This is a genomic window from Acidovorax sp. GW821-FHT09A11, assembly GCF_059418365.1.
In genome coordinates, this window is record NZ_JBWKPS010000004.1 from 226,533 (window position 1) to 238,768 (window position 12,236).

The window sequence follows — 12,236 nt, forward strand, 5'->3', positions numbered from 1 at the left end:
GCCGCACCACAGGTTTGCACCTACCATAGCGCGATGAAATCGCGGCCATGGGCGGCGGGCGCGGGGGCTGCAGCGGCCCGCCACGCCCGAGGGCGTACCGCTTGAAGCGCGGTCCCCGGCCCCCATCTGGACCAGCGGACACTGTTGTTGTTGACCCCACGGAGAATTCATTCCATGAAGCGGATCCTGTTATTTGTGATGACCAACCTGGCCGTCGTTGTCGTGCTGGGGGTGGTGGCCAGCCTGCTGGGCGTGAACCGCTACCTCACGGCCAACGGGCTGAACCTGGGCGCGCTGCTGGGCTTCGCGCTCGTCATGGGCTTTGGCGGCGCGATCATCTCGCTGCTCATCAGCAAGCCCATGGCCAAGTGGACCTCGGGCGTGCGCGTGATCGACGGCTCCGGCTCGCCCGACGAGCGCTGGATCGTCGAGACCGTGCGCAAGTTCGCCACCGAAGCCAAGATCGGCATGCCCGAAGTCGGCATCTTCGAGGGCGACCCCAATGCGTTCGCCACGGGCGCGTTCAAGAACTCGGCGCTGGTGGCGGTGTCCACCGGCCTGCTGCAGGGCATGACGCGTGAAGAGGTCGAGGCCGTGATCGGCCACGAGGTGGCCCACATCGCCAACGGCGACATGGTCACCATGACGCTGATCCAGGGCGTGATGAACACCTTCGTGGTGTTCCTGTCGCGTGTCATCGGCTACGCCGTGGACAGCTTCCTGCGCAAGAACGACGAGAGCAGCTCGGGCCCCGGCATCGGCTACTACGTGACCACCATCGTGCTCGACATCCTGCTGGGCTTCGTGGCCGCCATGATCGTGGCCTGGTTCAGCCGCCAGCGCGAATTCCGCGCCGACGCGGGTGCCGCCCAGCTCATGGGCCGCCGCCAGCCCATGATCAACGCCCTGGCCCGCCTGGGTGGCATGCACCCGGCCGAGCTGCCCAAGAGCATGGCCGCCATGGGCATCGCCGGCGGCATCGGCAAGCTGTTCAGCACGCACCCGCCCATCGAAGAGCGCATTGCCGCGCTGCAGAACGCGCAGCAGCAGTAGCAGGGCTGATCCGGCTCGGGCCTCGGCCCCTGCAGGCCGCCGCGGGAGCCCCCGCGGCGGCCTTTTTGTTGGTGGGGTGGGCAGGCCGCCTCGTGGCAAGGCTCAAGGGCTTGTCACCTTGTGTCGATAAGGTGGTGGCGACCCAGGCCCGCATGCCGTGCGGCGCGCGGTTGCATCATTGACCTTCATTCCCACGAGAGCACTCCATGTCCATTTCCCACGCACGTGTTGCGGTCCGCCTGGCCCTGGCCTTTGGCGTTGTCTGCCTGGTCATGTCGCTGTCGGCCGCCGTCGGCATCTGGCGGCTGGCGGGGCTGCAGGACATCGCCGACGACCTGGGCGGCGCCTCGTCCGAGCGCGCACTGCTGGCGCGCGAGCTGCACGCCATCGTGGTGCTCAGCTCCGTGCGGGCCGAAACCCTGCTGGAAATCGACAACCCCGGCTACGCGGCGCGCATCGATGCCGACCGCAAGGTCACCTCTGCCCGGTCCGCCGACGTGCGCAAGCGGCTGGACGAACTGGCGGCGGACCCGGAGTCCCAGGCCCTGTTCGATGCCATCGACAAGGCCGGCAATGGTTTTCGCACCGTGCGCGACGACCTCGTCAAGCGCCGCAAGGACGGCGAGGCCCTGCCGCCCGACTCCATCGCCACGCGCCTGCGCCCGGCGGCTGATGCCTATGCGGCGGCCGTGAACCAGCTGGCCGACTTCCAGCGCCAGCGCGTGGCCGAGGCCCGCGATGCCGCCGCCCGCAGCGAACGGCAGGGCATCACCCTGCTGGCGGCGGGGTCCGTGGTGGGGCTGCTGCTGAGCCTGGCCTGTGCCTGGCTGCTGTCGCGCTCCATCCTGCGGCCGCTGGCCCGTGCGTCCGAAGTCACCGACCGCATCGCCGAAGGTGACCTGACCTCGGCCGTGCCGGCCCCGGGCGCGGGCAACCGCGACGAGCTGCAGGCGCTGCTCGCGCGCCTGGGCGGCATGCAGGCACGCCTGGCCGCTCTGGTGGTGGGCATGCGCCAGGCCAGCACTTCCGTGGCCGGGGCCAGCAGCGAGATCGCGGCGGGCAACAGCGACCTGTCGGCCCGCACCGAGCACACGGCCTCCAACCTCGAAGAAATCGCCGCGAGCATGGAGGAGCTGCTGGCCACCGTGCGCCACAGCGCCGACGCCGCCGCGCAGGCCAGCAGCCTGGCCACGGGCGCCAGCGGCGTGGCGCAGCGCGGGCGCGAGGCCGTGGACCGCGTGGTGGGCACCATGGATGGCATCGCGCTGTCGTCCCGCCGCATCGCCGACATCACCAGCGTGATCGACGGCATCGCGTTCCAGACCAACATCCTCGCGCTCAACGCCGCCGTGGAAGCGGCCCGGGCCGGAGAGCAGGGCCGGGGCTTCGCGGTGGTGGCCGGCGAGGTGCGCAGCCTGGCCCAGCGGTCGGCCACGGCGGCCAAGGAGATCGGCGGCCTGATCAGCGACAGCGTGCGCCAGGTGGACGAGGGCGCCAAGCTCGTGCACGCGGCGGGCAGCACCATGGGCGAGATCGTGAGCTCCGTGCAGCAGGTGGCCACCATCATTGGCGAGATCAGCACCGCCGCGCGCGAGCAGACCACGGGCCTGAGCCAGGTGGGCGAGGCGGTCTCGCAGCTCGACCAGATGACGCAGCAGAACGCCGCGCTGGTGGAAGAGTCCTCCGCCGCCGCGCAGGGTCTGCGCGCGCAGGCGCAGCAGTTGGCCGAACTGGTGGAGGCGTTCCGCCTGCCGGCTGGCAACGCGCTGCCGCGCTAGACAAGGGCGTCTTCCCTGGAGTGAAGCGCGGCGTCCAAGGCTGGCGCGGCCAAGCCGGCGCCACAGGGCGGTCACGATATTTCCACCCGCCAGCGCCTGCGCGGCGCGCGCAGCGCATGGCGCTTGCGGTACTCCGCCGGCGCCATGCCGGTGTAGCGCGCGAAGATGCGCCTGAAAGCCGCCGGGTCGGCGTAGCCGCAGGCCACGGCGACGCTGGGCACGCTCTCCAGCGTCACTTCCAGCATGACCTTGGCGCGGCGGCAGCGCAGGCCGTGCAGGTAGTCGAGCGGCGACTGCGACAGCTCCTGCTGGAAGTGCCGCAGCAGCGTGCGCGTGCTCACCGATGCTGCCTCGGCCAGCCGGGCCAGGGAGTACGGCTGGTCCAGGTGGGCCTCCATCCAGGCGATGGCGCGCGCCAGGGTGCTGTCGCGCGTGGCCGGGATGTGCTGCTGCGCGTTGGCCTGAAGGGCCGCGCGCGCACGCTGGTGGTCCGGCGCCATCACGGTCTCGCAGGCGGCGGCCAGTTCCTCCCCCAGCGCGTGGCGCACCAGGGCGATCGCCAGCAGGTTCACGCTGTGCGGCAGCGCGCAGCTGAGCCAGGGGCCGTCGTCCGACAGGTCCCGGCCCAGGCTGTGGCCGATGCCCGGGAAGTCCCGTTCGAAGCCCGCGATGTAGAACCAGGGCAGGCTGGCCTGGCGCCCGTTCAGGCGGCCGCTTTGCGCCGCCAGCCAGGCGCCATTGCCCACCGTGAGCAGTTTCTGCCCGGCATCGATCGCGATGCCCAGCTGCCGCGACAGCGCGCGGTGGCGGGCCGCCACCGCGCGGATGGCCGGAATGTCCGCGGCATGGAACGAGGGGATGAACAACGCGTGGGCCGGGGCGGAGGGCGCCGCCGTGTCCCCGGCCGGCGTGTAGGCCGCCAGCGGCCCTGGCAGGGAAGCGAGGGGCAGCCCCCCGGCATCGAGCAGCCGCCAAGCCATGCGCGGCGCCTGCGCGCCCATGCGCAGGCCCGCCAGCAGGTTGGCGCCGCGCAGCAGGTCGATGAGCTGCAGCGCATTGCCCACGGCGGACTCGGGCAGCAGCGGAATGTCCACGCGAAAGACCGGCGGCCTGGCGGGACTCGGGGGCAAGGACGAAGGTGACTGCGGCATGGCGGTATTGGCTCGTTGGATGGCCATTTTCGCTTGTCATGAAGAGGGTGCCGGCTTTTAGCATGAACGTGCTTTTTGCTCCCTGCTCCAGCCTTGCAAGCTGTCACCCACCCTATGGATCTGCCCATGCACAAACCCCTTTCCGCCATCGCGCTTGCCGCCGGCCTCGCCGCCAGCGGGCTGATCGCCGCCTCTTCGGCCCACGCCCAGGCGCTCGATGCCGCCGGCCTGCAGGCCATCGACACCGCCGTGAACAAGGTGGCGCCCAAGATGGTCAATTGGCGCCGCGACATCCATGCCCACCCCGAGCTCTCGGGCCAGGAGGTGCGCACCGCCAAGCTCGTGGCCGAGCACCTGAAGAAACTGGGCATGGAGGTGCAGACCAACGTGGGCGGCACCGGCGTGGTGGGCACCCTGCGCGGCGGGCTGCCGGGCAAGGTGGTGGCGCTGCGCGCCGACATGGACGCATTGCCCGTGCCCGAGAACACCGGCCTGCCCTTTGCCTCGAAGGTGAAGGCCAACTACCTGGGCAAGGAAGTGCCGGTGATGCACGCCTGCGGCCACGACGCCCACGTGGCCATGCTCATGGGCGCGGCCGAGGCGCTGGCCGGCATGAAGGCCCAGCTGCCCGGCACCATCAAGTTCATCTTCCAGCCCGCCGAGGAAGGCGCGCCCGTGGAGGCCGACGCCAACGGCAAGGTGCCCAGCTTCGGGGCCAAGGCCATGGTGGAAGAGGGCGCCTTGAAGGATGTGCAGGCCATCTACGGCCTGCACATCACGGCCAACCTGCCGTCCGGCGTGGTGGGCTACCGCAGCGGCCCGCTCATGGCCGGCTCGGACAACATCAGCATCCAGGTGGAAGGGCGCGGCGGCCATGGCTCGTCGCCCTGGAACGCGGTGGACCCGGTGGTGGCGGCCAGCCAGGTGGTGCTGGGCCTGCAGACCGTGGTGAGCCGCCAGCTCAACATCAGCCAGGAGCCCGCGGTGGTCACCATCGGTTCCATCCACGGCGGCACGCGCTACAACATCATTCCGGACAACGTGGAGCTGCTGGGCACCCTGCGCACCTTTGACGAGGGCATGCGCCAGGAGGCCTTGAAGCGCATCACCACCACCGCCGAGCAGATCGCGGCGTCGAGCGGCGCCAAGGCCAAGGTGCGCTTCGGACCCGTGGCCTACCCGGTGACCACCAACCCGGCCGAGCTGACGGCCGCCTCGCTGCCCGCGCTCAAGCTGGCCACGGGGGGCAAGGCGATGATCATCCCCAAGGTGAGCGGTTCGGAAGACTTCTCGGAGTTCCAGAAGGTCGCGCCCGGCTTCTTCTACTTCCTGGGCGCGCCGCCCAAGGGCGCGGACTTCAACAAGGCTCCATCCAACCACTCGCCGTTGTTCGACATCGATGAAGACCAGCTGCCGGTGGGTGCGCGCACGCTGGCGGCGCTGGCGGTGGATTTCTTGCAGCGCAAGTAAGGCGTGGGCCTTGGCGCTGGGTGTGGTGCCGACGGGGCCGCATGGGGTTGGGGCTCTTCAGGTTGCGCGGGCTGAGCTTGTCGAAACCTGGGTTGGCTCTTTGGCTGATGGATGCGACATGCCTGTGTTGAGGGCGGGAGCCGGGGTGCGCGCCCGGCGGCGCGGTAACTTTCTCTTGGTTCGCCAAGAGAAAGTCACCAAAGAGAAGGCGACCCCCAGTCTGCGACCCCTTCGCGGTGCGAAGGGGCAAACCTGCGTCGGGGCGGTTGCGGGGTGCGCCGCAGAACTCACTGCGCGCCTTTGGCGCTCCGTTCAGACAACTGCGGCGAGTCAGTGCACGAAGCATGCGCGCTCCGACGCGCATGCCACCCCGCAGCCGCCCCGCCGCAGGCGCAGCCAGCAGGGGGGTGGACAGCCGAACAGCCACACGGGCCTTTGCTTCGCTCGGCCTGGCGGTCGCGGCGCAAAGCGCCTGCGCGTTCGGGGGCCGAGCGCAGCGATGGCCCGTGTGGATGTTGGCTCCCCCAGCCCTTCAGGATGCGCCGAGGAGCGCAGTGCGGGGGGCGGGCGTGTGCCGAAGGACACACGCCTTCGTTGACTGACTCGCTGCGGTTGTCTGAGCGGAGCGCGAAGCGCGCAGCGAGTTCCGCAGCGCGCCCCCCGCACGAGCACCGCAGGTTGCCCCGCTCGCCCAGCGGGCGAGTGGGGACGCAGGCCGTAGGGTCGCCCTTTCTTTGGTGACTTTCTTTCGGCGACGCGAAAGAAAGTTACTCGCACGCCGGGCGACTCCCGGCCTCCGCCCTTCAACCAGGCATGCTGCCCATCAGCGAGCCTGCGAGCGCACCCAGGGTCCGACAAGCTCAACCCGACCGGGTGTGGAGCGCAGCGCCCCGGCCCACCAGCAGCCGAAACGGCAGCAGCAGCGCCACGCCCAGCACCAGCTTCACCCCCAGGTCCCCCAGCGCCCACGTCACCCAAGGGTCGCTGCTACCGGCAAAGGCGATGCTCCAGAACACTGCCGTGTCCAGCACCGCAGCCATCAGCGTGGCCACCAGCGGCGCGCGCCACCACGTGCCGTGGCGCAGCCGGTCGAACACGGCGATGTCCAGCCATTGCGACAGCAAAAACGCCGTGCCGGACGCTATGGCAATGCGCGCAGGTGCCAGCACCAGCGACGCGGCCACCGCCACGGCAAAGCCCACCCAGGCCACGCGGCGCGCCTGCTGCGGGCCGTGGGCGCGGTTGACCAGCTCACTCACCAGGAAGGCGACCGGGTAGGTGATCGCGCCCCAGGTGAGCCAGTCGTTGATCGGGAACTGCACCAGGATGTTGGAAGCCAGCACCACGGCGGCCATGGCCAGGGCAGCGGCAGCGAACTGCGCGCGGGTCGGGAGCGTCAGCACAGCAGCGATCCCACCACCAGGTCAGGCACGGCCCAGCAGAGCACGCGCAACCGCCTCGCCCACCTTGATCCCGTCCACCCCCGCCGACAGGATGCCGCCCGCGTAGCTCGCGCCTTCGCCCGCCGGGTACAGGCCGGGGGTGTTCAGGCTCTGCAGGTTCTCGCCCCGCCCGATCTTGAGCGGCGACGAGGTGCGGGTCTCCACGCCGGTCAGCACCGCGTCGTGCATGTCGAAGCCCTTGATCTTGCGGCCGAACACGGGCAGCGCCTCGCGCAGGGCCGCGATGGCGTAGCCGGGCAGGGCGGCGTGCAGGTCGCCCAGGGCCACGCCGGGCTTGTACGAAGGCTCCACATCGCCCAGGTGCTTCGATGGAGTGCCCTGGATGAAGTCGCCCACCAGCTGCCCCGGCGCGCTGTAGTCGCGCCCGCCGAGCACGAAGGCGTTGGATTCGAGCTGGCGTTGCAGCACGATGCCCGCCAGCGGGTGGAACTGGCCCTGCGGCAGCGCTTCGATGCCGTGGGTGTGGCCCAGATGGGTGTCGAAGGCGGCGGCATCGGTGGGGTAGTCGCTCGGGTCGATCCCCACCACCATGCCCGCGTTGGCGTTGCGCTCGTTGCGCGAGTACTGGCTCATGCCGTTGGTGACCACGCGGTTCGGCTCGCTGGTGGCGGCCACCACGGTGCCGCCGGGGCACATGCAGAAGCTGTACACCGCCCGGCCGTTCTGCGCATGGTGCACCAGCTTGTAGTCGGCCGCGCCCAGGAGCGGGTGGCCGGCGTGGCGGCCCCAGCGGGCGCGGTCGATGATGCCCTGCGGGTGCTCGATGCGAAAGCCGATGGAAAACGGCTTGGCCTCCATGGCGACGCCGCGGTCGTACAGCATGGCAAAGGTGTCGCGCGAGCTGTGGCCCAGGGCCATCACCACATGGTCGGCGCGCAGGTCGGTGGTCTCGCCCGTGGCCTGGTTCAGCACCTTCAGGCCGCGCAGGTGGCGGCCCTCCCCGGTGCCTTCGACGACCACGTCCGTCACGCGCTGCTCGAAGCGGATCTCGCCGCCCAGCGCGATGATCTGCTCGCGCAGGTTCTCCACCACCTTCACCAGCTTGAAGGTGCCGATGTGCGGGTGGGCGACGTACAAAATCTCTTCAGGGGCGCCGGCCTTGACGAACTCGTTCATCACCTTGCGGCCCAGGTGGCGCGGGTCCTTGATCTGGCTGTAGAGCTTGCCGTCGCTGAAGGTGCCCGCGCCGCCCTCGCCGAACTGCACGTTGCTTTCGGCATGCAGCTCGCGCTTGCGCCACAGGCCCCAGGTGTCCTTGGTGCGCTCGCGCACGGGCTTGCCGCGCTCGAGCACGATGGGCCGGAAGCCCATCTGCGCCAGCACCAGCGCCGCGAAGATGCCGCAGGGGCCAAAGCCCACCACCACGGGGCGCAGGGGCAGGTCGGCAGGTGCCTGGCCCACGGGGTGCCAGGCCATGTCGGGTGTGGGCTGGATGTGCGGGTTGCCCGCGAACTGCGCGAGCAGCGCGGCCTCGCGCTCTGGCTGGGCGAGGGTGATGTCGATGATGTACACCGCCAGCAGTTCCACCTTGCGCGCGTCGAAGCTGCGCTTGAAGACGTGCAGGTGGGTGATGTCGGCCGGGGCCAGGCCCAGCAGCCTGGCGGCGGCGGCGCGCAGCAGCGCGTCGGGGTCTTCGGCCGCCGTGAAGGGCAGCCGGATTTCGGAGAGGCGGATCATGGTCTTGCGGGCCCGTGTCGATCGGGCGGGGTGCAAAGTCGTGGGGCCGTGATTTTACCGGGCCGCTGGCGCGCGGCCCCGTGCCTGCCGTGGGCGCCCTTGGCGTGGGGTAGGCGATTTTCAAGAATGATAGCTGCTACCGCTTGATGGATAAGCGCTGCAACCGTTTTTATGCGGATCTTCCGTCGCCGGTGGCCTCGCCCCTGCGCCAGCGCAGCTCGGCCACGCCAAAGCCCAGCGCGGCCAGCAGCAGGGGCAGGAAGTAGTACAGCGCCCGGTACGCCAGCAGGGCCGCCAGCACCTTGTCCTGGCCCAGCGCGCCGTGGGCCAGCAGCGCGACGCCCACGGCCTCCAGCACGCCCAGGCCCGCGGGCACCCGCAGGACCAGCCCGGCCACCGCTCCCAGCTGCACGGTGGCGAGCGCGGCGGGGTAGCTCACCGCGCCCTGCAGCACGGCCCACAGCGCCGCGCCCATGAGCATCCAGTTCGTGGCCGACGCCGCCACCTGCCACAAGGCCACGGGCCACCGGGGCAGCGGAAAGGCGTGGCCGCGCAGCGTGAGGGCCCGTCCGCCGCGCGCGGCGCACAGCGCCACGTACGCCACGGGCAGGCAGCCCAGCACCGCGCCGCCCAGCCGCCATTGCCATGGCGTGGCGGCCCAGCCGGCCAGCAGCGGGGGCTGCCACAGCCAGGGGAGGACCGCCGCGAGCAGCAGGTAGCCCACCCAGTTGGTCAGCACGCTGGTGCCCACCACCTGCCCGATGGTGCCCGCGTCCACCCCGCGCCGCGCGTACAGCCGGTAGCGCACGCCCACGCCGCCGATCAGCGAGCCCAGATTGAGCGTGAAGGGATAGCTGGTCATCGCGATGCCCAGCGTCGCGCGGCGCGTGAGCCGGTGGCCGCTGCAGTGGCGGCCCACCCAGTCGAAGCTGCCGTAGGTGAAATGGCTGGCCAGGGCCAGCGCTCCCGCCACGGCGAGTGCGCTGGCGGGCAACGCCTGCAGGGCGCGCAACACGGCGGGCCAGTCCACCAGGCGCGCCTGCCGGAAGATGAGCCAGGCCACCCCCCCGAAGAACGCCGCCGCGAGGCCGCGCGTGAGCCACGGCCACCAGGGGCGCTGGGTGAGGCCGCGCCAGCCGGAAGGGGCGCCGGGGGCCTGCCTGCCCGCGGCCAGGGGCGGCAGGGCCGGGTGGCGCGGGGTGGTGGTGGCTGCCATGGGATGCCGGGGCCGCCTAGGCGGCCACGCCCGCGCTGCTGTTGTTGTTGGTGCCGTTGCCGGCGGCATCGCCCGCGGGCTGCGCGGGGGGCGGCGCCTTGCGGACCATGGTGATGGTGGGCTCGTGGCGGGGCAGCCAGCCGGCCCAGGTGGGAAACCACCGCATCAGGTGGAAGACCACGTAGCTGCGCAGCAGGCGCAGGCCGTCCAGCCGCCCCGGCGGCGGGGCCTCGATCTGCCGGCAGTTGTTCTCCATCAGCCGCGCCAGGCGGCGATGGAGCTGGGCGTTGAAGCCGCGGTCCTGGATGATCACGTTGGCCTCGAGGTTGAGCGACAGGCTCAGCGGGTCGAGGTTGCTGGAGCCGACGGTGGACCATTCGTCGTCCACCAGCGCCACCTTGCCGTGCAGGGGCCGCTCGCAGTATTCATACACCTGCACGCCCGCGCGCAGCAGGTGGTCATAGAGCATGCTGGCCGCCGTGCGCACGATGGCCATGTCGGGCTGGCCCTGCAGGATGAGCCGCACGTCGACCCCGCGTTTGGCGGCGCGCCGCATCTCGCGGATGAAGCGGTAGCCCGGGAAGAAATACGCATTGGCGATCACCACGCGATGGCGTGCCGACCGCAGGGCCACGCGGTAGTGGCGTTCGATGTCGCTGCGGTGGTCGTGGTTGTCGCGGGTCACGAAAATGGCATGGGCGGTGCCCGCGTGGGGCCGCCCTGTGGCGGCCGCGCCGCCCGGGCGCCGGCGCTGCGCGCCCTCCTGCACGGCCTCGCGCAGGAAATGGTGCATCTGCGCCACGATGGGGCCGCGCACCTGCACGGCGTAGTCCTGCTTGGCCTCGGGGCCGAAATCCGCCACGTGGTCGGCCGAGTAGTTGATGCCGCCGATGAACCCCAGCTCGCCGTCCACCACCACCATCTTGCGGTGCATGCGGCGCAGCATGTTCAGGCGCTGGCCCATGAAGCGGCGGCCCGGGTCGAAGATGCGAAAGCGCACGCCCGCCTCGACCAGGCTGCCCACGAAGCCGTCGGACAGGTCGGGCGAGCCGAACCCGTCCACCAGCACATGCACTTCCACGCCGCGCCGGGCGGCCGCGAGCAGGGCGGCGTGCAGTTCCTGGCCGATCTTGTCCTCGAACAGGATGAAGGTCTCCAGCAGCACTTCGCGCCGTGCCTTTTCAATCGCGCCGAACACCCGGGGGAAAAACTCCTCGCCGTTTTCCAGCAGATCGAAGTGGTTGCCCGGCACCCAGCGGGATGAGCGTGGTGCGCGAAACGAGCGGGAAGATAGGCTCATAGCAGGATCTCCGCCGCCAGGGGTGCGTGGTCCGAAAGCTTGTCCCAGGGCTTGCGCGGCAGCGACAGGGGTGCATGAACGGCCGCGTTGCGCACGTAGATGCGGTCCAGCGCGAGCAGCGGCATGGACGCGGGGAAGGTGCGCACCGCCCGGCCGAAGGCCTGCACGAACACCTCCTGCAGGCCCGCGCCCCGCTGCAGGATGTCGTGCGCGCGGTGGCGCCAGTCATTGAAGTCGCCGGCCAGCACCACGGGCTCGCCGGGCGGGAAGGTCTTGAGCAGCTCGCACACCCGCTGCAGCTGGCGCTGGCGGTGGGCCTCCTGCAGCCCCAGGTGCACGCACACGGCATGCACGGGCAGGTGGTGGCCGGGCGGCTGCAGCACACAGTGCAGCATGCCGCGCCGCTCGGGCCCGCTGATCGAGATGTCATGGTTCTCGTAGTGCGTGATGGGGAACTTGGACAGCAGGGCGTTGCCGTGGTCGCCGTTGTCATACACGGCATTGCGCCCGTAGGCGTACTGCGACCAGATGGTGTCGGCCAGGAACTCGTAGTGCGGCACCTGCGGAAAGTTGGCGAGCCGGCTGGCATGGCGGTGGTGCGTGCCCTGCACCTCCTGCAGAAAGACCAGGTCCGCCGCCACGCTGCGCACCGCCTCGCGCAGCTCGTGCAGCATGAAGCGCCGGTTGAAGGTGGTGAAGCCCTTGTGCACGTTCACGGTGAGCACCTTGAACGCGATGGGTTGTGAGGGGAGGGTGTCCATGGGCAAACAATCGTTGTGGGGCCCTCCGGCGCGGGGCGCCGCCAGGGGCGGGCCGAAGGGTGAAACGATTGTTGGGGCCGCAGTGCGCCGCCGCTGTAGGACGGCTGGCCGTGGGTGTGTGCTGCGCTGGCCGAAAAAGGCTTTCGGCCCTGAACCCGTGCCTTGGCTACGTGCTGGGTTCAGGGCTGGCACCAGGGGCCGGCCGCCCCCGCAGCACCTTGGAAACTGGCGCGCCCCAGGCCGGTGCACCCGTGGAACTGGCTCTGCCAGGCCACCGGGTGCGTCCCCCTGGGGGCTGAGACGCCGCGGCTCCACGCCTGCCTGCGCAGGCTTGGACGGCATCGAAGAGGCACCGCCTCTGGCGGTG

The 12,236-nt window shown here is 70.6% G+C and carries 9 protein-coding genes; 3 read left to right on the forward strand and 6 right to left on the reverse strand.

Features of this window, described 5'->3' with window-relative positions; translation table 11 throughout:
* The first annotated feature begins 174 nt into the window (after positions 1-174).
* Both htpX and AC07PV_RS12185 read left to right on the forward strand, forming a co-directional pair.
* Complete coding sequence (gene htpX, locus AC07PV_RS12180; protein WP_218293259.1) at positions 175-1,053, forward strand: protease HtpX; 879 nt, start codon at positions 175-177, stop codon at positions 1,051-1,053.
* Positions 1,054-1,259: 206 nt separating this feature from the next.
* Complete coding sequence (locus AC07PV_RS12185; RefSeq protein ID WP_494630364.1) at positions 1,260-2,831, forward strand: methyl-accepting chemotaxis protein; 1,572 nt, start codon at positions 1,260-1,262, stop codon at positions 2,829-2,831.
* Between the two features lie 71 nt (positions 2,832-2,902).
* On the opposite strand, the gene AC07PV_RS12190 is transcribed toward AC07PV_RS12185, so the two are convergent.
* A complete protein-coding gene (locus AC07PV_RS12190; protein ID WP_494596372.1) occupies positions 2,903-3,982 on the reverse strand; it encodes a GlxA family transcriptional regulator in 1,080 nt (359 codons plus the stop codon).
* A gap of 126 nt (positions 3,983-4,108) precedes the next feature.
* Here AC07PV_RS12190 and AC07PV_RS12195 point away from each other — a divergent pair, with 126 nt between their 5' ends.
* Positions 4,109-5,452 (forward strand): amidohydrolase, encoded by a 1,344-nt coding sequence (locus tag AC07PV_RS12195; protein ID WP_494596147.1) that lies wholly within the window; start codon positions 4,109-4,111, stop codon positions 5,450-5,452.
* Between the two features lie 860 nt (positions 5,453-6,312).
* Here AC07PV_RS12195 and AC07PV_RS12200 read toward each other — a convergent pair.
* From AC07PV_RS12200 to AC07PV_RS12220, 5 genes are all read right to left on the reverse strand, one after another.
* Entirely contained in the window at positions 6,313-6,807 is a 495-nt protein-coding gene (locus tag AC07PV_RS12200; protein WP_255591300.1) for a VUT family protein, read from the reverse strand.
* 69 nt (positions 6,808-6,876) lie between these two features.
* Positions 6,877-8,592 carry an NAD(P)/FAD-dependent oxidoreductase gene (locus AC07PV_RS12205; RefSeq protein ID WP_494630366.1) on the reverse strand — a complete coding sequence of 572 codons (1,716 nt, stop codon included), beginning with the start codon at positions 8,590-8,592 and terminating at the stop codon, positions 6,877-6,879.
* A 169-nt stretch (positions 8,593-8,761) separates the two neighbouring features.
* On the reverse strand, positions 8,762-9,808 hold the full coding sequence (locus tag AC07PV_RS12210; RefSeq protein WP_494596143.1) for a lysylphosphatidylglycerol synthase domain-containing protein: 1,047 nt from the start codon (positions 9,806-9,808) through the stop codon (positions 8,762-8,764).
* A gap of 16 nt (positions 9,809-9,824) precedes the next feature.
* Positions 9,825-11,108 carry a cardiolipin synthase ClsB gene (clsB, locus tag AC07PV_RS12215; protein WP_494596141.1) on the reverse strand — a complete coding sequence of 428 codons (1,284 nt, stop codon included), beginning with the start codon at positions 11,106-11,108 and terminating at the stop codon, positions 9,825-9,827.
* Complete coding sequence (locus AC07PV_RS12220) at positions 11,105-11,869, reverse strand: endonuclease/exonuclease/phosphatase family protein (protein ID WP_369641407.1); 765 nt, start codon at positions 11,867-11,869, stop codon at positions 11,105-11,107. The genes clsB and AC07PV_RS12220 overlap by 4 nt, the downstream gene beginning before the upstream one ends.
* Positions 11,870-12,236 lie beyond the last annotated feature (367 nt).